An 18,806-nucleotide genomic window follows, 5' to 3' on the forward strand; every position below is an offset into this window, starting at 1 on the left:
ACGCGACACACTACGTATGGATTGTCTTGTCCGGAGGGCCTCGGGCAGCCAACAGCTTGCGAGCCTCACTCGGTCGGATGATCTTCACCCCTTCGACTTCCCGGAGCACGAGGAGGTCCTTGTCTCCCGTCACGACTACATCGCAGCGGGAGACGATGGCGGCCGCAAGGATGTGGGCGTCGTCCGGATCCCGCAGCTCGGGAAATCCCTGAGAACGTCCCTCGTACGTTCTCCTCGGCAAAGTCTGTGCACGAAGCAACGCCATGACCTCCTCCGACTCCTCCCGAAGGCGGGGGAACTTCTGCCGCATGACCTTCCTGACTTCTCGTTGGACATCCTGCGAGATGACGAAAGCGTGATCTCTCCCGAACGTGGCCAAGAGAATCCGACGCTCCGTACCCGCGAAGACGATTCCCGAGACAATTACGTTCGAATCGAGGAAGAACCTCACCGCGACGGCCCCCGACGAGCCCCCTTGAGGGCCCGCAGGAGGGCCTCCTTGGTGATTCCCTTGCGCTTAGCCTCCCGTTGGAATCGTTCCGACAGCTCGAGGAACCGAGTCTCCGCCCGTCGGAGCACGACGAAGTCACCCACCTCCTCCGCGAGGAGATAGGTGTCCTCGGAAATGTTGAGATCCTTTCGAATTCGGGCAGGGAGCGTCAGCTGCCCCTTTGTGGTGACCTTTACAACGTCGGCCATTAGACCTGAGTAAGGAATCCTTACTATTTGAACTTGGTCGGTGGTGGCTCCATCCTGAAATTTGACTTCGCCGCAGAGCCGTGTCTGCGGCTGGTCCGTGACAGTTCAGAATGAATCGTCTCCGTTTCCGCAACCCGAGATTCCGTTGCCTGGTGCGCAGCAGGGTGGTGCTACCGCAACCGGATCGCGATATCGATCCGGCACGTCGCAGGCGCGCCCCAGATGTACACGCTTTGCGCACGGTGCGCGGACGTCCCGGAGATGAGGTGGACCCGACTGATCTTGCGGCCCCAGCCTAGGAGTTTCTCCCGGCCCCTGCGTCTTCGGGCTTACGCAGCTCGGGCAACCGCTCCCTCCTCGAGTAACGTGTCTACGACTCGAAACGCGAGGTCCGGCTCCATGCCAAGAGCCTCGATGATGTCTGACACGTACGCTTTCCGTCCCCCCTTGAGGTATTTCAGGACCGCTGCTTTGGCCCTGGGTTCAGTCCATTCTCGGAGCAGGAGCACCTTGGATTCCTTGAGTTCATCGAGGTACCGATCGATCGCTCGTTCCAAGAATTCCGTCCGCGATCGCATTCCTGTCCTCCGGACGAGCCGGTCGATTTCTTCGAGCTGCTTGACGGACAAGCGAAAGGATGTCGTCACCTTGGAACCGCGCTCGCCTTGCATGCAATATGCGCATTGCGGACCGACTACTTAGGAGACTTGCTCCAGGTACATGAATTGTCAGACCGCGGTGGAGCCACGTGAAACGGTCACAATCCGAGTGAACTGCTACGCGCGGAACGCGATCCGCGCGACCCCGCTGCCGGGAGAGCGGGAGGATGGAGCTCTGCCCGAAGGCGAAGGAAACCCGGATGGAATAGCAAGACGCACATCTATTAATATCTGATATTACATGCAGGAAACTATGGCAAAGAACGAAACTGAATCAGACGATTTGGAGGGGGACACCATCCGCGTCTCGCTCCTATTTGAAAAGCCCCTGCTGGAAGGAGTGGAGAGGGCCGCGGGGCGCTTCGGTGTCACCCGATCCGCATTCATCCGCCAGGCATGCCAACAGGCTCTAGCGGGGGTGCAAGAGGAGCCCGACTGGGAGGATCTCCTCAAGTCGACGAGGACCCCATTCTATTACGATCTCCCGGCGCTGGCCCGCAGGTTGCAACACGTCGGATATCTCACCCCGCGGGGGTTACGAGTATTGAAACAGAGAATCGTGGACACTGTGGGTGCCGCGGAAGTACTCCAGGCACTCCCGTCACCGTATGAACAGCTCTTGCGCAGGCTTGGGCTGACGAAAAAGAAGGTGGACGAGGCTCTCGAGAAGGACGAATCGATCGCCCTCAAGGCCGTTGGCGGGTAGGTCACCGCACTGTGCTGTCGGTCGCACCCGGTTCCGAGCTTCGCGTCAGATAACGTCGGCTGGCAAGGCCTTCAGCGATCAGCGTCTCCGCCTCAAACGCGACCCCCTCCCCGAGATGTTGTCGAGCTCGAACCGCTAGGCCTCGTAGAGTCGGCGGCCCGGGGCGAAGCCTCATCGGGGACCTGGGACTAGCCCCGGGCACATGGAGCCGATCATCGCGGGCCGGGACCTCCGGAAATCCTGGGGCCCCACGCTCGTCCTCGAGCACGCCGACTTCCTTCTCCACGCAGGGGACAAAGTCGCCCTCGTCGGCCCGAACGGATCGGGGAAGAGCACCCTGTTCCGGCTCCTCGCGGGCGAGACGGCGCCGGACCTGGGGGACCTCGTGCTCAAGCCCGGGCTCCGGTACGGCTACCTCCCGCAGGTCCCGAACGTCCCGCCGGAGACCGTTGTGCGGGACGTCCTCTCGGCCCCGAGCCCGGAGGCGCAGCGGATCGAGGCCGACCTGGCGGCCCTCGAGGCGTGGATGGCCCGCCCGGACGCGTGGGACGCCGCGGACGCGAGCGCGCGCATGGCCCGCTACGAAGCCCTGCACGTCGCCCTGGGGTCCGCCCGCAGCCAGAGCGTGATCGTCAACGACCCGATCCTGAACGACTTGGGCGTCGGCGAGGAGCTCCTCGACCAGCGGTTCGGCTCCCTCTCCGGCGGCGAGAAGTCCAAGGTCCTCACCGCGCGCGCCCTCGCGAACGCGAAGGACAAGGACGTCCTCCTGCTCGACGAGCCGACGAACCACATGGACGTCGACACGATCGAGACGATCGAGGCGTTCCTCGGGGAGATCGATGCGGCCGTCCTCCTGGCGAGCCACGACAAGTTCCTCCTCGACGCGATCGCGGACAAGGTGATCGAGATCGACCGTCTCCGCACCCTCGAGTACGTCGGCAACTACACGGACTATAGGGTGCAGCGCGACGCGATCGCGCGGGCCCGGGAGGCCCAGCGCCACCGGCACCAGGAGGAGCTCAAACGGCAGCTCGCGATCATCGAGGCGTTCAAGTCCCGCAAGGTGTACGAGCAGGTCCTCTCGCGCAAGCTGCGGGTCGAGCGGATGCGGCGCGAGACGCCGGAGCCGCCTCCGACCGCCCCGCGCGCCTTCCGCCTCGCCTTCCGCACGGGCGCCTCGGGCCCGGGGGTCGTGCGCCTCGAGGGCGTCGCGAAGTCCCACGGCGGCCGCCTCCTCTTCGCCGACGTCGACCTCGAGCTGGCGAAGGGGGACAAGGTCGGCCTCGTCGGCCCGAACGGCGCCGGGAAGACGACGCTCCTGGAGGTCCTCATTGGGCGTCAGGCGGCGGACGCGGGATCCGTGTTCCGGGGCAAGAACCTGGCGATCGGGTATTTCGCCCAGGAAGCGGAGGAGCTCGACTTCTCCCGCACCCTCCTCGAGGAGATCCGCAGCGTGCGACGTCCGGAACCGCCGGAAGCGTGGGCGAGGGGACTCCTCGGCCGCTTCTGGTTCCGGGGGGACGCGGTCCACAGCCGCGTCGGCCAGCTCAGCGGCGGCGAGCGGGCGCGCCTCGCCCTCGCGAAGTTCATCGCCCAGGACTACGACCTCCTCGTCCTCGACGAGCCGACGAACCACCTCGACATCGAGAGCCAGGAGATCGTGGCAGCGGCCCTCCGGACGTATCCGGGCATGCTCCTGGTCGTGAGCCACAACCGCTCCTTCCTGAACGAAGTGGCGAACAAGATCGCGGTCATCGCGCACCGGCGCCTCGCCGTGTTCCAGGGGACCTTCCGGGACTCGTGGGCCGCGGCGAAGATGGCGGAGTTCATGGCGGTGCGGCAGAAGCCCCGGTACCGCGTCCTGCGCGTCGTCAAGGACTGGGAGACCGGGACCGCCTACCATGGAGGGGACGTGATCGCCCTCAACGGCGCGGAGACCCAGGCCTTCCTGCGCCTGCTGCGGTGGGCGGAGGCGAACGGCCGCGTGGAGCGCATCGAGACGTGAGGGGTCGTGGGCGCACGGAAGCATATAAGGCACCACCGGTGTCCCGTTGCCTGCGACCGAGTCCCTTTGTGAAGGCCGGCCGCGGAGGTTCCCATGGCCAAGTTCCGGATCGAGAACGTCGTCGCGTCGACCTCCCTCGGGCACGAGCTCGACCTCAAGGCGATCGCCCTCGCCCTGGGCGGCTCCGAGTACGAGCCGGAGCAGTTCCCCGGGCTCATCTACCGCATCAAGGAACCGAAGACCGCCATCCTGCTGTTCCGCAGCGGGAAGGTCGTCTGCACCGGCGCGAAGAGCCTCGAGAACGTCAAGATGGCGATCGACCTGGTCGCGAAGCAGATCGAGGCCGCGGGCATCCCGATCAAGAAGAACCCGGAGATCGAGGTCCAGAACATCGTCGCCACGTCGGACCTCGGCGCCCAGATCGACCTGAACGCGGTCGCGATCACCTTGGGGCTCGGTGCCGTGGAGTACGAGCCGGAGCAGTTCCCCGGCCTCGTCTACCGGATCGACGAGCCCAAGGTCGTCCTGCTCATGTTCGGCAGCGGCAAGGTCGTGTGCACCGGCGCGCGCAAGCCTGCGGACGTCGAGAAGGCCGTCGACAAGATCACGGCCGAGCTCAAGGCGAACGGGCTTCTGCACTGATCGCGCGCCCCTTCGAAGCGCATGCGGAGGCCTTATAGCGCAGGGAGCGGTGGCGCTCCTCGTATGGCGAAGGCCGAGGCGTCCGGAACGGTGACCGCGTTCCGTCAAAGCAAATTCAAGCAGGACAGCTACCAGACGATCGTGGACCTCGCCAAACCGGAGCATGCGGCGGAACTCGTGGGAGCCCGGGTGGTGTGGGCCCGCAAGGACGGCCTCCAGATCCTGGGCCGGGTCGTGGCCCTCCACGGCTCGAAGGGCGCGCTCCGCGTACGGTGGGACCGCGGCTTCCCGCCTCAAGCCCTCGGCACCCAGGTCAAGATCATTCCCTGACGCCACGCCCGGCGCGCTTCGCGGGCACGGCGCGGATCCGCCGACGCTCCGTTCTCACTCGCGGCACGGGGTAGCATTGTTGTCGAGGTCGTGATCTGGTCCTATGAGTCAATCTGCTTTCTTAGATGGCGTGGAATGATCACGGCATCGACTTCCCGCCTGGCGTCCTTGATCCGCCTCAGGGCGCTCGGTGTCGCACTGTACCGGCGCAGGATAACGATGCGGGTAGCATCGACGAGTCCGAGCTTTTCAACGGATTTCTTCCGTGGCGAAGCTGCGTCGAGCTCGATCATGACTCTCTCGTTGGGACGTTATCGTCCTTGCGAACTGCCCCACCAGGCTTAACCCGTCTTGACAAAGTGGCTTATCAGAGAGTCGGGATATTGAGAAATACGAGGAAGCAGCTTGGGCCAACCTCAAACCGGAGGCCTGCTGGCTTGAAGACCATGTACGATCATCTTGGTCTGTCCAAGGACGAATTCACCAAGCTTTCCGACCAGTTCCGTCATGACGCTGCTTGGTTCCACGGCAACCTGGAGAAACTTCGCAGGGGCCACGCAGGAAGATATGTTGCGGTTCTTGGTGGCAAGGTTATCTCTGAGAATCGAGAAATTGATGAGGTCATTCGCGAAGTCGAAGCTTCAGGCGCCAATTCGCGACTGACCTTCGTCGGATTCGTGACCCCTAAGCCCATTGACCTGATCTAGTATCTCGGATGCCCGTCATGCGGATCGCTGGCGAATCAAGGGACGATGGGCCGTACGTCATTTGTGGCGTTCGAACGCTCACCGGAACCTTCGGTGGCGAGGCTGAATTCCTTCTAGACACAGGAGCATCGCGTAGCCTCCTAAGTCTCTTTGATTTCCGACGTCTTGGAGGGAAGGTCACCGATCTTAGGCCAACGAAGGCGATTCGACTGACTAGCCTGACGACCCAAGTCCCATGTCGATTGCTCGAGGGAGCGGTGCTTGATTTCCGCGGAGAGGAGAAACAGGAAGTCCATTTGGAATTCGATCACATTGCGGTTCCGACAGCGGAGCTATGGGCTCCAAGTATGCTGGGTCGCGATTTCCTACGAATTAGCGGCTGGATCCTCCGGTATCAGCCAAGCCGGGGGGTTTGCGAACTTGGGGCTTGGGCGGAAGCTAGTTCTTGACCATGCGCCGCTGTTACAAAACGGAGCGTCAAGAATTCGGCAGTCGCGTAGCACTGTGCCGAGAATGCTATCGCAGCCGCGACCGTCCCGCTCCCTTACCGATAGCCCCGCCCACGGATGAAGATCTCGACGACCTTCACTTCGCGCTCCACGACCGCGTAGATCGCCCGATAATCTCCGATCCGGATACGATACTTCCTTGGATCCGTCCCCTCGATGACTCGAATGTCGGCCTTCGGACGAGGTCGAAACGGATCCTCCTCGAGGACACGCAAACCCTTTACGATGCGAGTTCGCGTTCCGGCAGGCAGTTTGCGCAGCTGCCGAGCCGCTGTCTCCGACAGCGTGACCCGGAACCTCATACCTCATCCAATGAGATGAACTCCTCTTCCTCGAGGATCCGGTTCCACCGGGCATCGAGTTCTTTGATCGATGCTTTTTCTATCAGTTCCCGGATGACCTCGTCGTAAGTCTGGCCCTTCGAGCCCAGCTTGCGGAGCATTTCCTTCGTTTCCTTCTGCAGGGAAATCGTTGTCGAGCCGGCCATATCATGGCCACCATGGCCGCCATGGTACTTATGCTTGACCATGTTACGTCATGAATGGAGTGCTACGCCGGGGGGCGCCGGTCGGCAAGCCACCGCCGAAGAGAGACGAGAAGATCCTCGACGTCGTACTCCGCCGCCAGACGCTCCACGTACGCCCATTGAATCCGGTCTTCATACCCCGCAGCCAGGAGCTGGGCATGATCCGCGTCGTGAGGCCGCCGCCAGTGCTTCGCCGAGGCGAGCCGCTTGACGATCAGATCCTCCAGGGCCGCGAGGCGGATGGATCCGTACGGCGTCTCCAAGGCCTGTGTGCGCGCCAGGTCGCCCGTGTAGGGAGGCTTGACGAAATCGAGAATGATGCCCAACCGTTCGTTCAGCCAGATACGACCTTGGCGGATGAAGCGCCACCCGAGCAGCACCTTGTCGACGTCCGCGCGTCCCGTGTAGACCACGTCGACGTCCCCCGTCGTGTACTGCCCCCGCGTATAGAATTCGATGGCCGAGCCTCCCACGACGACGAACTCCGTTTCCGATGCCCGGAGCTCCGAGGCGAGCAGCGCCGCAAACCGTAGCCGACGCTCCGTGGGCGACGGCGCCCCGGACACGATGGCCTCGACCTCGCGATAGGCGACCAACGGTGCCCTCTCCATCAATCCGACGGATGTGACCGGGCGACTCGCCGCAACGCGCGGTCCTTGTCCGGAGGTCGTTCGAACTCCCGGTAGTTGGGGAGCTGTTCCCGTTTCATCCGGGATGGCCGGGGCGCGAATCGTACCGGCCGGAGTCGGTCCAGACTCGCCTCCCTCTGCCGCACGCGCACCGGCGAGAACCACTCCTGGAGGGTCGTGATCCTCACGTGGCGCAGGAGGAAGCGTCGGAGATCCGGATCGACGAGGGAGTAGCGCCGCACGGCCGGTCGATCCGAGAGGACCTGCACGAGGCCCGCCTCTGCGAGGCCGCGGAGGATCCCGTACACCTTCGTAGGGTTCGCCCGCGCCGCCTTCGCGAGCTCGTATCCGGTCTTCGGGACCGTAGCGTCCGCGAGCAAGCCGAGGACTCTCGCCCTCGTTTCTCCACCAAGGAGACGACGGAGCGCCGGCTGGAGGATCGTGGACATCGATAACCATATAGTCTAAATGGGATAATGAATATTGTCCTTTTAGGATCCGCCACGCGGGCTCCCCGCGGCCTCCGTGAAACCGCGACCAACGGTGTGCGCTGAGCCATGCGCGCACCGATGAGTTTATCCCTTCCGCCGAAACCCCGCCGTCCTCCCATGACGCCGCCGATACGATCGTAATGGAAGACTGGACCGTAATCTTGAGGCGGCCCGACGGCCGACTCGAGTTCGAGCACGTCGAGGCGGAGTCGTTCGCCCTTGAACTCGATCCGCTCTCGAAGAACTCCCGAATCCGGTACTACGTCCTCCGCGACTCGGACCGCGCCGAAGTCGCACGGTTCAACGAGAAGGACGTCGTGGGCATTCGGAAGGGGCGTCACATCGACATCACGGCGAAACACGACTGGGACTGGTAATCCGGTGGCCGGCGCGCTACTCTCTCCGGTTGGATGCCTGATCGGAAGCGCCGTTGCAGGCACGAGAGGGAAGACGGCAAACCGAACCCGCCGTCGCTGTCACGAGGCCGCAGTCGCGCTGGGCCGAGGCTCCCTTCCCGTAACCTCGATGCGGTCCGGGTCGCCTACAGCCGGCGGATTAGTCGCCGCGATCCCAGAGGGACCGAGCGCTGCCTGTGTCCCGACGCACGGCTCGGTGGATTGCCCGTCGGCAACGTCGGCAAGAACGACGGCTTGCGTCGCGCCCTCATCGTGGCCTCGAAGCCCGAGGCGACCTTGATCAGAGTCGGCTCGCTGAACGCGGTCCCGTAGAAGCTCATCCCGAGGGGCAGGCCGAACGCGTCCCCCATCGGCACGTTGATAATCGGGTATCCGGCGATCGCCGCGGGCGCTGACGTCCCGAAGATGAAGTGGTCGCCGTTCACGAGGTCCGACGTCCACGCCGGCGAGTCGGTCGGCGAGATGAGGGCGTCGAGCCCGTTGCCCTGGAGGACGGCGTCGATCCCGTCGGTGCCGCCGGTCCGCCGGGCCTCGGGCGCCGCAGCGTCGTACGTCGCTTGGTCGAACGGATCGGCGTCCGCGAGCTCGAACCACTCTTGGCCGAACCACTTCAGCTCCTCGGCCGCGTGGGCCTGATTGAAGGCGATCAGCCCCGCGAGGGTCCGATCGTACCCTTCGCGGTCGAGGGCCACGTCGCTCCGTGTCGCCAGGTACGCGTTCAGGTCGCGCTTGAACTCGAACACGAGGACGACGATCTCCTCGAATGCCGCGTTGATCTGGTCGATCGTCGGGATGTCCGCCGGATCGACGATCGTCGCTCCGGCGCCCTCGATCGCGGCGACGGCCGCGTCGAACGCGCCGCTCACCTCCTCCGTCACAAAGTCTGTCACGCCCGCGCGGGGGATGCCGATCCTCGCGCCGTCGAGGCCGTCCGGGTCGACGAACTGCACGTAGTCATCGTAGACGGCGCCCCGGTTCCCGATCGGGCCCGTGTTCGTCGCGGGATCCCTCGGATCCGGCTCGACGCTCGCGATCGCTCCGAGGACGGCGGCGGCGTCCGCCACGGTCCGACCGTGCGGGCCGACCGTGTCCTGGCTGTGGGCGATCGGCACGACGCCCGCTCGGCTCACCAGCCCGACGGTCGGCTTGATGCCGACGACCCCGTTCGCGTTCGCGGGACACACGATCGATCCGTCCGTCTCCGTGCCAATCGACGCGGCGGTCAGGTTCGCGGACGGCGCGGCGCCCGAACCGGACGAAGAGCCGCACGGGTTTCGGTCGAGCACGTACGGGTTGAGGCACTGCCCGCCGCGGCCGCTCCACCCGCTCGAGGAGAAGAACGACCGGAAGTTCGCCCATTCGCTCAGGTTCGTCTTGCCCAGGATGACGGCTCCGGCCGCGCGCAACTTCGAGGCGACCGTGGAATCGAGCGACGGGGCGGCGCCCACGAGGGCGAGGGACCCCGCGGCCGTCACCATCGCGTCCGCCGTGTCGATGTTGTCCTTCAACACGATCGGAATCCCGTGCAGCGGCCCGCGCACGATGCCCTGACGTCGTTCCGCATCGAGCGCCATCGCGATCGCCTCGGCGTCTGGGTTGACCTCGAGGATCGAGTTGAGCCGCGGACCGCTTTGATCCAGCGACCGGATCCGCGTGAGGTACATCCGCACGAGAGAAAGGGCCGTGAGCGACCCCGCCGTCATCGCGGCCTGCAGGTCGGCGATCGTGGCCTCCTCGATCTGCGGAGCGGGCGCTCCGAGCTCTTCGACGGTCCGCGTCTCCGGGGCGACCGCCCCTCCCGCTCCGATGACTCGAGCCGCCGCCGTGGCCGCGGCCGCCGTCGCTCCGAGGCGCAGGAAGTCCCTGCGGTCGAGGTCCATGCTATCCCTCCCGCGATCCGAGAATCGAGTCCGTGAAGTCGCCCGTCCGAGACACGCCGCAAGGCCGAAGGCTACCGGGACCGACTGGTCGTGTCATGACCCCTTCCCCCAGAGGCTGGGCGCCGCGGCTGAAGGCCTCCACCCGCATAAGACTTGTCCTCACTCGCGGCGTCCGATCGAGGCGGCCTGAGCCGAGTCGACGTCCGCCGGATCGGCGAGACAGCTTGACCCTCAGACGCTGCACGACTGCTCCTCGATCACCTGAAACCCGTTCCCGTCGTCCACGGCGACCCGCTCACGGATCCGACGGCGCTGTGGCGAGCGTGGCGCGTGGCGTGGCTGCCCGAAGCGGTCGGTCCGGCGGAACCCACCGCGAATTAGACGTCTCCTTCCATCACTTGGAACTCGTTCCCGTCGGGGTCTGCGAACCAGAAGATCGTGCCCCACTCCTCTTTCTTGACCGGCTTGGTGATCTTGACGCCCTTCTTCCGGAGCGCCGCCTCCTCCTGCTTCGCGTCCTTCGTGGAGAAGAGGTATCCCGTGTTCCCCTTCTCCGGGCGGGAGTCGGGGCACAGATGCAGCCGGACATTCGCGCCGCGGGGCGCCACGGTGACCCAATGGGGGAACGAGGTCACGACGCGGAAACCGATCTTGTCCTTCCAGAACTTCGTCGCCTTTCCCTCATCGCGCACGACGAGCGCGACCGTCTCGAACCTGAGCATGGGCGCGGGAATCCGCCGTGACGCATGAGACCGCGGGAGGACCGCAACAAACGACTTCGCTCCCGATCGAGGCTACCGCTCGTCCTGTCGGAGCCGCTCGAGGTACGCGTCGACCGGATTGAAGGCGATGAACAGGACCGGCAGGGCCACGTAGATGCGCAACGAGGCCGGGGGACTCACGAACGCGAGGGCGATCGCGACGAGGGCGATCACGGGCCCGACGGCGATCCAGTGTTGGACCTTGCGGACCAGGCCCGGGTCCATCCCCTCGACCACGAGCCCGCGGTCCCCGGTCATGTACCACCAGGTCACGTACCCGAGGACGGTCAGGAGGCCGATGGCCCCGTCGTACAAGGTGAGGGCAATCGGGTCGTCCGGGTGTGCGCCGAGGACGGACGCGACGAATGGGATCAGGGCGACCCCCAGGAAGAACCCGATGCTGAGCCAGACCAGCGTGCGGTTCACCCGGACGAGGAAGTGGAACGTCTGGTGATGCGCGAACCAGAAGACCCCGAGGACGACGAAGCTGATGACGAACGTAAGGAAGGCGGAGCGCAGCCCGACCAGCTGCGTCGCGAGATCCGCGTTGCTCCCGTCGGGCAGCCGCAGATCCAGCACGAGGAGCGTCATCGCGATCGCGAAGATGCCATCCGCCAACGTGAGGAGGCGGCCCGGCGGCATCCCGACGACGGTGCGCGTTCCCGACTCCATGCTTGGTGCTCTCCCCGTGTCCGATGGAGCCGCTCACTTCTTTCGTCGAGTTCCGGAGGACCGGCTGTGCCGATAATCGCGCTCCATCGCCGCGCCGAAGCGCTTCCACGCAACCCGCGCGGACGCCTCGCGCTGCGCCTTGGTGAGTTCCTTCGTGCCGGGCATTGTGGGCCGCCGCCTCCAGCGAAGCTCGAGCTGCGTCCGGCCGTCCGGGAGCGATGTCAGCACGTAGTCAGCCGTGACGTCGCGGCGATTGCCGACGCCGTCCATATGCCAACGGTTCGGAGGACGCAGGGTGACGACGTCCCGCCCCCAGAACCAGCCGTCGGGCATCTCCTCGAGGTCCTCGAACACGACGCGCCGCGCCGACCGCTCGATGATTTTCCGCTGGTATGCCTCGCCTTCGAGGGCTGCGTCCGCGGGCGTGTAGTCCGTACACCAGGCGAACGCGAAATCGAGCGGCACGCGGAACGTCGCGGTGATGCGGTACTCCGGTCCCCATCCACTCCTGCGACCCGGCGCCATGATGGCCTCCCTTCGTCTCGAATCCCGGGACGCAGATATGCGAGATAAGTCTTGCCGCGGTGGATTCCGATCCGTTCCACGAACTCTCGCGCATCCCTTAAGTGAGGCGATGCATCCGGTGCCGCGATGATCGAAGGCCAGCCCACACTCTATCGGGACGCCGCGCTCGCGGACGGCAGCGGACCCTCGCTCACGAACGGCGTGAGCGTCCTGGTCGAGCAAGGCCGCGTCCGTTCGATCCGGCCGACATCCGACGAGGGCGAACTCCCTCCCGATGTCCACGTCGTCGACGCGGGCGGAGCGACGATCGTCCCGGGGATGGTCGATGCCCACAGCCACGTCACCCTCCCCGGCGGCTCGCATTGGATCGACCGCGGATTCGACCCCGCAGAGGAGTTGCTCGACGTCGCGGAACACAACGGGGATCTCCTCGGACGCGCGGGAGTCCGCTGGGCACGCGACGTCGGGTCGCCGGCGGCTGTCGACCCGCGCGACGGGAGGATGCGGGCGCTCGCGCTCCGCGTCCGCGAGCGATGGCGCGACGATCTGTCGCGGCCGCGGCTCCGCGTCGCCGGAACGTGGATCGCGCACGGCGGCGTCCTCCCCCCAGGCCTCACGATCGATGCGGACGACGGCCCGGCACTCCTCGCGGCGGCCGCCAAACAGCTCGACGACGGCGCGGACCTCTTGAAGCTCTACCTCGACGGACCGAAGAAGGAGGAGGCCCCTTGGTCGACGGAGACCGTGCGGGCCGTCGTCGACCTCGCGCACGGCCGCGGGGCGAAGGTCACCGCGCACTCCGGCCTCCTCGCCGGCGCTCGCGTCGGAATCGACGCCGGGGTGGACTGCCTCGAGCACGGCTTCGAACTCGACTCCGACGCCGCCGCGCAGATGGTCCGCCAGGGGACGTTCCTCGTCAGCACGCTGGCGATCTTCCGGTCGTGGGCGTCATTCGCCCATACGACGACATTGGCGCGATTCGTAGGCGACGAGGGGAAGGAACGTACGGCGCGCCGCCGAGAGCGGGCGATCGAGAGCGTCCGGCTCGCCCACCACGCCGGCGTGAGGATCGCGACAGGGACAGACTTCGGCGGCGGATCGTTGCGGGCGAACCACCTCGCATGGGAGGTCGAGGCGCTCGTCGAGGCCGGCCTGAAGCCGTGGGAGGCGCTCGCCTCCGCGACGTTGCGGGGCGGGGAACTCCTCGGAGAGGCCGATGCCGGCCGGATCGTCGAGGGCGGACCCGCCGACTTCTTCCTCGTCCACGGTGACCCGCTCGCCGACCCGACAGCCCTGTGGCGGGTGTGGAAAGTCGCGTGGCTCTGGGAGCCTCAGGCTCGCCCCCGCGGATCGTCGGTGGCAGTCTAGCCGCCTCGCCGCTAGGGTACCCAATTGCAGAAGGTTGCCGCACGGAAACCTCACGGCACGGCCCTGCCGTTTACGGCCGGTACGATTGTCGGACGACGAATTCCGTCGCACTTTCCTTGCCGTGCGGGATGTTGCAGATTTGTGCAGTACCACCGGTCCTGAACGAGAATCGCATTGGGGAAGCCGCACCGAGGACATGCCGTCTTCGAGAACGTTCCGATTGGATTAGGGTACCCTGGACGACGCACCGCGATCGGGGACAAGGGGGTGCGTCAGCGGGGACGTTGCGACGCGCCCCCATCTACGGGTCGGCACGAGCAAGGGGCCAGGTCCGACCATCAGCAGTGGAGGAACCGGGGGGAGGGACTCTTTTCGAGTTGTCGCTCGGGAAACCGACGGAGGGGCCCCCGACGCCTGCAGCGAGCGCCGTGCGGTTCCGGGATCGGCGGAGGATAACTTTCTTGGCTCCGAGCGACGTGTGACCCGTCGAGCGTGATCGCGCATGGCGAAGATTCGCGACTGGGAGGATATGCGGACGATGTCCGCCCGCCTCCTCGAAGAACGGACGGGAGAGGGCGTGGCGGCTTGGAATCGGCGCGTCCAGAAGGAGGGTTTCGAGGACGAAGAGGGACTTCGCACGTGGTTGACGGAACACGGGGTGACGGGATACGCCCAGACGCTCCTGGTGATGGAACGGTTCGGTTACCCGGACTTCCTCACTGCGACGGCGGACGAACTCATCGACGGGCAGTATGCGGATCGGCCGCAGCTGAGGCCCATCTACGATGCCGTCATCGACGCGGCTGCAGGCCTCGGGGACGTCACGATCCAGGCCCGCAAGACGTTCGTCTCGCTCGTCTCGCCCCGCCGGACGTTCGCGCGCATCCAGGCCACGACGAAGGACCGGGTCGATCTTGCGTTGCGCACCGAGCGGGTGAAGCCTGGCGGACGCCTGCAACCATCGAGGATCCACGAGACGATGCCCGTCCACATCGGCCTCCGGTCCGCGAAAGAGGTCGACGCCGAAGTGGTGCGTTGGCTACAGCGAGCGTACCGCGAGAACGCCTGAGAGGTTGATTCGGAAGAAGATGATTCACTCCGCCTTCAGGTAGCGACTGGCGATCGCGGTTCCCGAAACGAGCATGCCCGTCGCGAAGAGGGCGAGGTATCCGAGATACGACCACTCCACGGTCCCGAAGACGACGATCCCGCGACCCAGGAGCGCGGAGAACGAGACCGGGTTGACGCTCGCGATCGCCTGCATCCACGCGGGGAAGTTGGCGAGCGGGAGGAGCGCGCCGCTCGCGAACATGAGCGGCATCGTGATGAAGTTGGAAATCACGCCGGGCGTCTGCCAGTCCGTGCTCGACGCGGTCACGGCGAGGAAGAAGCACGACATGCCGAGCCCGAGGAAGAAGATCCCAAGGATCCATCCGAGCCACATGAGGGGATCCCCCGCGAAGCGCACGCCGAACACGAGGGCGGCCACGATCATCACGGGGATCTGAATGAGCCCGCGGCTCGTCGACCCGAGGACCTTGGACCAGTACACGGTCGCCTTGCTCGTAGGCGTCAGCAGGATGCGTTTCATGAATCCGAAGCGTTTGTCCTGAATCGTGCTCATCGATCCGAACATGCCAACGGTCAGCATCGACGTCGACAGGACCCCGGGGAGCAGGAAGGCGATGTAACTGTCCGTGTGGAAGATCGTTTGCACCAGGGCGGGCGAGGCCCCACTGAAACTGCTCCCGAAGAACGCGAGCCACATGAACGGTTGGACGAACGTGATGACGAGCACCCACGGATTCCGGAAGGTCCGAAGGAGCTCACGAGCGTACAGCCCGACGAACTGGCTCCGCTGGCTCACCCGCGGTCGTTCGGACACGAACTCCCGCCGCGATACCCGTGCATGGGTCGTTTCCGTGCTCATCGTCGAGCCCTCCTCATCTGCGCGTAGAATTTGCGGTAGTCGGGCACATCGGACCCCGGTTGGTCGATCCGCTTGCCCGTGATGTCCAGGAAGACCGTCTCGAGGCTCGGCTTCTCCACATTGATCCGCCGGATCTCGTCCGTCTTCAGCGTCGAGAAGAGATGGGGGAGGACCTCTTCCGCCGCGGACACGCGTAGGATCCACGTCTTCCCCTGGGTGCGGACGTCGGAGACGCCGGGGATCGCGCGCAACCTCGCTTCATCGACCTCCTCGCTTGTCTCGAGCTCGACGAAGTCCGACTTGACCCTGGCCTTGAGGTCCGTCGGGCTCCCCGAGGCGACGAACTTCCCATGGTCGATGATCGAGATCTGCTCGCAGAGTGCGTCCGCCTCCTCGATGTAGTGGCTCGTCAGCAGCACCGTGATCCCGAACTCCCGGTTCACGCCCGTGATCAAGTCCCAGAGCATGTGTCGCGTGTTCGCGTCGAGGCCGATCGTCGGCTCGTCCATGAACACGACCTCGGGTTGATGGAGCAGCGCCAGGGCGATCTCGAGCTTCTTTCGCATCCCCGTCGAGAAGGTCTTCACGCGATCCTTCCGACGATCGAGGAGGCCGAAGTACTTCAGCAGGTTCTCCGCCCGGTCCTTCCACTCTGGAAGGCTCTGGAGCTTCGCCTGCAACCAGAGGTTCTCCCACGCCGTGAAGTCGTCGTCGAGGATGACCTCGGACGCGACCCAGCCAATCCGCTGCTTGACGTGCATCGGATCCCGGCGGACGTCGAAACCTGCGACGGACGCATCGCCCTCCGTCATGTCGGTCAGGCCCGTGAGCAGCTTGATCATCGTCGTCTTGCCGGCCCCGTTCGGGCCGAGGAGTCCGAAGACCGTCCCCGAGGCGACGTTCAGGGTGACGTGGTCGACGGCCGTCAGCTTTCCGTACACCTTCGTCAGATTTTCCGTGACGATCGCGTTGTTGACCATGGCCATTCCCATCCTCACTTCGAGAGGATCCGCAGCGCCTTCTCGCGCATCTCGACGACCATCCGGCGGAGCTCCTCCGCCTGTTTCGGGGTCACGTCGCTCATGTTCGCCCGGAGGAGCTTGCCCGTCGCTCGGAACTCTCGGAACAGCGCGGCCCGCTCCGGCCCGACCGCGGACTCGAAGGCGCGGAAGCGCGCCTCGATCTCCTTCCGACGACTCCGCAGATACGCCTTGCCTTCGCGGGTGATGCGGTACGTCTTGCGCCGCTCCTCGCCGCTCACGGAGAGATACCCCTTGCGCGAAAGCGCCCTCAGCGCCGGATAGATCGCACCCGCGCTCGGCTTGTAGAACCCGTGGTATCGTTCCTCGATCGCCTTGATGATCTCGTACCCGTGCATCGGGCGTTCCTCGAGCAGCCGGAGGACGAGCTCTTTGAAGTCGCCCTTGCCGAAGAAATGGAAGAACCCGCCGAACTTCTCGGGGGAGCTCACGAGGAGAGCTCCCGTCGCCGGAACCAGAGGATCGCGAGCACGCCGCAGACGATGGCGTACGCCGCGAAGACGAGGACGGAGGTCGCGGGATCCGGCACGAACCCGACACCCTCCTGGCCTCCTCCGGGTCCCGGTCGCACCCCTGTGCCACCGAGCGCGTTCGTGATGATCCCCGAAGCCGACGTCGGGATGAACCAGGGGTCGATCTTCGCGACCGGGAGGATCGCCCCGACGATGCCGAAGATCAGCGTGAACAGGAAGAACGTCAGGACCGTCGCCGCGACCGTGCTCTTCAACAACGCCGAGAGGAGATAGGCGACCCCGACGACCGCGGTCATGTACGCGAGCGCGTAGAGGTAGGAGAGCCCGACGTCCCACGTCAGGGAGCCCGTGATCGCGAGGGCCGCGATCGCCGCGGCGCCGTAGTACACGGTGAGGACGGCGGCGGAAACGATCAGACTGGCGGCAATCTTCCCGACGACGAGGACCTCCCGGCGGACCGGGTTCGGGAACAGGAAGTAGCCCGTCCGCTTTTCGTGCTCTGAGACGAGCGCGTCGGCCGCGAAGAGGACCCCGCTGAGGACCACGAGCAAACCGCTGAACGTCGCGAACGTCGAGACGAACGCGTTCGGGGTCGACGCGTACGGGATCCCCAAGCCCGGCGGGAGGCCGAGGAAGAGGCCGATGATCAGCCCCACGAGGATCAGCATGCCGAGGAGGCGGCGGCCCCGGATGTACTTGCGAATCTCGTAGCTCGCGACGGTGACGACCTGACCGAACGGCGTCGTCGTCATAGGCGATCCGACTCCTGGATGCGGTCGAGGTAGAGCTGTTCGAGCGATGAGCCGAGCGGCCGATACGTGATGACTTTCAGGCCGCGGGTCACCATCGCTTCGAGCACTCGCGCCTGCCCTTCTTCACCGCCCGAGATTCGGAGGTCGATCGTCGAGTCACCCTCGTTCTTGATCTCCACAATTCCGGGGACTGATGCGAGGGCTTCGAGATCTTCCGGCGTCGGCGGACGGAGGAAGCTCGTCTGGAACGTGGAGGTGTCGGACCCCCGGGAAAGGTCGCGCACGGAACCGTGGATCAGAAGCTCCCCATGGTTCAGGAGCGCGACATCGTCGCAGACCTCCTGGACCTCGCCGAGGAGGTGGGAGCTCATGAAGATCGTCCGGCCCTCGCCTTTCAGCGATTGGATCACGTCGCGGACCTCCGCCATGCCCCTCGGATCCAAGCCCGACGTGGGCTCGTCGAGGATGAGGAGGGCGGGTTCGTTGAGGAGCGCCTGGGCGATCGCGAGGCGCTGTTTCATTCCCTTCGAGAACTCCTGGATCCGGTGGTCGGCCCAGTCGCTCAACTTGACGCCTTTCAGGACGTCTTCGCTGCGCGATTCGATCTCCTTGGACGACATGCCGCGGAGGCGTCCTGCGTATGCGAGGGTCTCGAGCGGCGAGAGGTAGCCGTAGAACTCCGGGGTCTCGATGACCGCGCCGATCCGTGCGAGCGCGCGGGTCGGCTCCTTCCGGACATCGATGCCGAACAACGCGGCACGGCCTCGGGACGGTCGAATCAGGTTCGTCATGATCTTGATCGTCGTGGACTTCCCCGCACCGTTCGGCCCGAGGAAGCCCAGGGACGTGCCCTCCGGGACCGTGAGGTCGAGTGATTTCAGCGCGGTGAAGTGACCGTACTCCTTGCCGAGCCTTTCGAGCTGGACCGGGAAATCGCGCGTGCTCGATCGTGCGCGGGAGGATTGCATGGGAATCGCGATATATCGCGATATACTTAAACTCTTCGAGGTGGTTGCGAGAACACGGGTTCACATGCCGACACGTACCGTAGAACGAGGGCCGGCCATCCAGCATGCTTCTTAT

Annotated in this window: 24 protein-coding genes; 8 read left to right on the forward strand and 16 right to left on the reverse strand. The window is 65.3% G+C overall.

What is annotated here, in order from left to right:
* Nucleotides 1-10: 10 nt before the first annotated feature.
* The 3 genes from VF992_04990 to VF992_05000 all read right to left on the reverse strand — a co-directional run bounded on the left by VF992_04990 (nt 11) and on the right by VF992_05000 (nt 1,346).
* Entirely contained in the window at nt 11-451 is a 441-nt protein-coding gene (locus tag VF992_04990) for a putative toxin-antitoxin system toxin component, PIN family (GenBank protein HEX9340510.1), read from the reverse strand.
* On the reverse strand, nt 448-699 hold the full coding sequence (locus tag VF992_04995; GenBank protein ID HEX9340511.1) for an AbrB/MazE/SpoVT family DNA-binding domain-containing protein: 252 nt from the start codon (nt 697-699) through the stop codon (nt 448-450). The genes VF992_04990 and VF992_04995 overlap by 4 nt, the downstream gene beginning before the upstream one ends.
* A gap of 329 nt (nt 700-1,028) precedes the next feature.
* Entirely contained in the window at nt 1,029-1,346 is a 318-nt protein-coding gene (locus tag VF992_05000) for a ribbon-helix-helix domain-containing protein (GenBank protein ID HEX9340512.1), read from the reverse strand.
* A 265-nt stretch (nt 1,347-1,611) separates the two neighbouring features.
* Between VF992_05000 and VF992_05005 the strand changes: the two genes are divergently transcribed.
* The 4 genes from VF992_05005 (at nt 1,612) to VF992_05020 (ending at nt 5,044) form a co-directional block, all read left to right on the forward strand.
* Nucleotides 1,612-2,064, forward strand: a complete 453-nt coding sequence (locus VF992_05005; GenBank protein ID HEX9340513.1) for a hypothetical protein — start codon at nt 1,612-1,614, stop codon at nt 2,062-2,064.
* A gap of 202 nt (nt 2,065-2,266) precedes the next feature.
* Entirely contained in the window at nt 2,267-4,072 is a 1,806-nt protein-coding gene (locus VF992_05010; protein HEX9340514.1) for an ABC-F family ATP-binding cassette domain-containing protein, read from the forward strand.
* A 93-nt stretch (nt 4,073-4,165) separates the two neighbouring features.
* Nucleotides 4,166-4,714 (forward strand): TATA-box-binding protein, encoded by a 549-nt coding sequence (locus VF992_05015; protein ID HEX9340515.1) that lies wholly within the window; start codon nt 4,166-4,168, stop codon nt 4,712-4,714.
* Nucleotides 4,715-4,777: 63 nt separating this feature from the next.
* Nucleotides 4,778-5,044 (forward strand): 50S ribosomal protein L35ae, encoded by a 267-nt coding sequence (locus tag VF992_05020; protein HEX9340516.1) that lies wholly within the window; start codon nt 4,778-4,780, stop codon nt 5,042-5,044.
* Nucleotides 5,045-5,145: 101 nt separating this feature from the next.
* On the opposite strand, the gene VF992_05025 is transcribed toward VF992_05020, so the two are convergent.
* Nucleotides 5,146-5,337, reverse strand: a complete 192-nt coding sequence (locus tag VF992_05025; protein HEX9340517.1) for a hypothetical protein — start codon at nt 5,335-5,337, stop codon at nt 5,146-5,148.
* A gap of 153 nt (nt 5,338-5,490) precedes the next feature.
* Between VF992_05025 and VF992_05030 the strand changes: the two genes are divergently transcribed.
* A complete protein-coding gene (locus VF992_05030) occupies nt 5,491-5,751 on the forward strand; it encodes a DUF5678 domain-containing protein (protein ID HEX9340518.1) in 261 nt (86 codons plus the stop codon).
* Nucleotides 5,752-6,558: 807 nt separating this feature from the next.
* Here the strand turns inward: VF992_05030 and VF992_05035 are convergent.
* From VF992_05035 to VF992_05045, 3 genes are all read right to left on the reverse strand, one after another.
* A complete protein-coding gene (locus tag VF992_05035) occupies nt 6,559-6,747 on the reverse strand; it encodes a hypothetical protein (GenBank protein HEX9340519.1) in 189 nt (62 codons plus the stop codon).
* A 62-nt stretch (nt 6,748-6,809) separates the two neighbouring features.
* Nucleotides 6,810-7,382: a DUF6036 family nucleotidyltransferase gene (locus tag VF992_05040; GenBank protein HEX9340520.1), complete on the reverse strand. Its 573-nt coding sequence runs from the start codon at nt 7,380-7,382 to the stop codon at nt 6,810-6,812.
* 14 nt (nt 7,383-7,396) lie between these two features.
* Nucleotides 7,397-7,864 carry a helix-turn-helix domain-containing protein gene (locus VF992_05045; GenBank protein ID HEX9340521.1) on the reverse strand — a complete coding sequence of 156 codons (468 nt, stop codon included), beginning with the start codon at nt 7,862-7,864 and terminating at the stop codon, nt 7,397-7,399.
* A 182-nt stretch (nt 7,865-8,046) separates the two neighbouring features.
* Here VF992_05045 and VF992_05050 point away from each other — a divergent pair, with 182 nt between their 5' ends.
* Nucleotides 8,047-8,283, forward strand: a complete 237-nt coding sequence (locus tag VF992_05050) for a hypothetical protein (protein ID HEX9340522.1) — start codon at nt 8,047-8,049, stop codon at nt 8,281-8,283.
* Nucleotides 8,284-8,447: 164 nt separating this feature from the next.
* On the opposite strand, the gene VF992_05055 is transcribed toward VF992_05050, so the two are convergent.
* The 4 genes from VF992_05055 to VF992_05070 all read right to left on the reverse strand — a co-directional run bounded on the left by VF992_05055 (nt 8,448) and on the right by VF992_05070 (nt 12,160).
* Nucleotides 8,448-10,202, reverse strand: coding sequence for an amidase (locus VF992_05055; GenBank protein HEX9340523.1), 1,755 nt, complete (start codon nt 10,200-10,202; stop codon nt 8,448-8,450).
* A 377-nt stretch (nt 10,203-10,579) separates the two neighbouring features.
* Complete coding sequence (locus tag VF992_05060) at nt 10,580-10,924, reverse strand: VOC family protein (protein HEX9340524.1); 345 nt, start codon at nt 10,922-10,924, stop codon at nt 10,580-10,582.
* A 72-nt stretch (nt 10,925-10,996) separates the two neighbouring features.
* Nucleotides 10,997-11,635, reverse strand: coding sequence for a TMEM175 family protein (locus VF992_05065; GenBank protein ID HEX9340525.1), 639 nt, complete (start codon nt 11,633-11,635; stop codon nt 10,997-10,999).
* A 33-nt stretch (nt 11,636-11,668) separates the two neighbouring features.
* Nucleotides 11,669-12,160, reverse strand: coding sequence for a hypothetical protein (locus VF992_05070; GenBank protein ID HEX9340526.1), 492 nt, complete (start codon nt 12,158-12,160; stop codon nt 11,669-11,671).
* 126 nt (nt 12,161-12,286) lie between these two features.
* Between VF992_05070 and VF992_05075 the strand changes: the two genes are divergently transcribed.
* Nucleotides 12,287-13,528: an amidohydrolase family protein gene (locus tag VF992_05075; protein ID HEX9340527.1), complete on the forward strand. Its 1,242-nt coding sequence runs from the start codon at nt 12,287-12,289 to the stop codon at nt 13,526-13,528.
* A 502-nt stretch (nt 13,529-14,030) separates the two neighbouring features.
* The gene (locus VF992_05080) at nt 14,031-14,597 is read left to right on the forward strand and encodes a DUF5655 domain-containing protein (GenBank protein HEX9340528.1); all 567 of its coding nucleotides are present in this window, start codon (nt 14,031-14,033) and stop codon (nt 14,595-14,597) included.
* A 24-nt stretch (nt 14,598-14,621) separates the two neighbouring features.
* Here the strand turns inward: VF992_05080 and VF992_05085 are convergent, their stop codons facing one another.
* The 5 genes from VF992_05085 to VF992_05105 are packed head-to-tail and all read right to left on the reverse strand — an operon-like array spanning nt 14,622 to nt 18,691.
* Entirely contained in the window at nt 14,622-15,458 is an 837-nt protein-coding gene (locus VF992_05085) for an ABC transporter permease (protein HEX9340529.1), read from the reverse strand.
* Nucleotides 15,455-16,444 carry an ATP-binding cassette domain-containing protein gene (locus tag VF992_05090; GenBank protein ID HEX9340530.1) on the reverse strand — a complete coding sequence of 330 codons (990 nt, stop codon included), beginning with the start codon at nt 16,442-16,444 and terminating at the stop codon, nt 15,455-15,457. The genes VF992_05085 and VF992_05090 overlap by 4 nt, the downstream gene beginning before the upstream one ends.
* 8 nt (nt 16,445-16,452) lie before the next feature.
* Entirely contained in the window at nt 16,453-16,929 is a 477-nt protein-coding gene (locus VF992_05095) for a PadR family transcriptional regulator (protein ID HEX9340531.1), read from the reverse strand.
* Nucleotides 16,926-17,723 carry an ABC transporter permease gene (locus tag VF992_05100; protein ID HEX9340532.1) on the reverse strand — a complete coding sequence of 266 codons (798 nt, stop codon included), beginning with the start codon at nt 17,721-17,723 and terminating at the stop codon, nt 16,926-16,928. The genes VF992_05095 and VF992_05100 overlap by 4 nt, the downstream gene beginning before the upstream one ends.
* Entirely contained in the window at nt 17,720-18,691 is a 972-nt protein-coding gene (locus VF992_05105) for an ABC transporter ATP-binding protein (GenBank protein ID HEX9340533.1), read from the reverse strand. Before VF992_05105 ends, VF992_05100 begins: the two co-directional genes overlap by 4 nt.
* Nucleotides 18,692-18,806: the final 115 nt, after the last annotated feature.

The organism is Thermoplasmata archaeon, from assembly GCA_036395115.1.
GTDB lineage: Archaea > Thermoplasmatota > Thermoplasmata > RBG-16-68-12 > RBG-16-68-12 > RBG-16-68-12.

What these genes read in the sequence shown, in the direction of transcription:
- VF992_05005 (HEX9340513.1), top strand. Translation starts at nt 1,612, where the DNA reads ATGGCAAAGAACGAAACTGAATCAGACGATTTGGAGGGGGACACCATC.
- VF992_05085 (HEX9340529.1), bottom strand. Translation starts at nt 15,458, where the DNA reads ATGAGCACGGAAACGACCCATGCACGGGTATCGCGGCGGGAGTTCGTG.
- VF992_05020 (HEX9340516.1), top strand. Translation starts at nt 4,778, where the DNA reads ATGGCGAAGGCCGAGGCGTCCGGAACGGTGACCGCGTTCCGTCAAAGC.
- VF992_05105 (HEX9340533.1), bottom strand. Translation starts at nt 18,691, where the DNA reads ATGCAATCCTCCCGCGCACGATCGAGCACGCGCGATTTCCCGGTCCAG.
- VF992_05025 (HEX9340517.1), bottom strand. Translation starts at nt 5,337, where the DNA reads ATGATCGAGCTCGACGCAGCTTCGCCACGGAAGAAATCCGTTGAAAAG.
- VF992_05065 (HEX9340525.1), bottom strand. Translation starts at nt 11,635, where the DNA reads ATGGAGTCGGGAACGCGCACCGTCGTCGGGATGCCGCCGGGCCGCCTC.
- VF992_05010 (HEX9340514.1), top strand. Translation starts at nt 2,267, where the DNA reads ATGGAGCCGATCATCGCGGGCCGGGACCTCCGGAAATCCTGGGGCCCC.
- VF992_05060 (HEX9340524.1), bottom strand. Translation starts at nt 10,924, where the DNA reads ATGCTCAGGTTCGAGACGGTCGCGCTCGTCGTGCGCGATGAGGGAAAG.
- VF992_05030 (HEX9340518.1), top strand. Translation starts at nt 5,491, where the DNA reads ATGTACGATCATCTTGGTCTGTCCAAGGACGAATTCACCAAGCTTTCC.
- VF992_05070 (HEX9340526.1), bottom strand. Translation starts at nt 12,160, where the DNA reads ATGGCGCCGGGTCGCAGGAGTGGATGGGGACCGGAGTACCGCATCACC.
- VF992_05055 (HEX9340523.1), bottom strand. Translation starts at nt 10,202, where the DNA reads ATGGACCTCGACCGCAGGGACTTCCTGCGCCTCGGAGCGACGGCGGCC.
- VF992_05045 (HEX9340521.1), bottom strand. Translation starts at nt 7,864, where the DNA reads ATGTCCACGATCCTCCAGCCGGCGCTCCGTCGTCTCCTTGGTGGAGAA.
- VF992_05035 (HEX9340519.1), bottom strand. Translation starts at nt 6,747, where the DNA reads ATGGCCGGCTCGACAACGATTTCCCTGCAGAAGGAAACGAAGGAAATG.
- VF992_05080 (HEX9340528.1), top strand. Translation starts at nt 14,031, where the DNA reads ATGGCGAAGATTCGCGACTGGGAGGATATGCGGACGATGTCCGCCCGC.
- VF992_05015 (HEX9340515.1), top strand. Translation starts at nt 4,166, where the DNA reads ATGGCCAAGTTCCGGATCGAGAACGTCGTCGCGTCGACCTCCCTCGGG.
- VF992_04995 (HEX9340511.1), bottom strand. Translation starts at nt 699, where the DNA reads ATGGCCGACGTTGTAAAGGTCACCACAAAGGGGCAGCTGACGCTCCCT.
- VF992_05075 (HEX9340527.1), top strand. Translation starts at nt 12,287, where the DNA reads ATGATCGAAGGCCAGCCCACACTCTATCGGGACGCCGCGCTCGCGGAC.
- VF992_05100 (HEX9340532.1), bottom strand. Translation starts at nt 17,723, where the DNA reads ATGACGACGACGCCGTTCGGTCAGGTCGTCACCGTCGCGAGCTACGAG.
- VF992_05090 (HEX9340530.1), bottom strand. Translation starts at nt 16,444, where the DNA reads ATGGCCATGGTCAACAACGCGATCGTCACGGAAAATCTGACGAAGGTG.
- VF992_05050 (HEX9340522.1), top strand. Translation starts at nt 8,047, where the DNA reads ATGGAAGACTGGACCGTAATCTTGAGGCGGCCCGACGGCCGACTCGAG.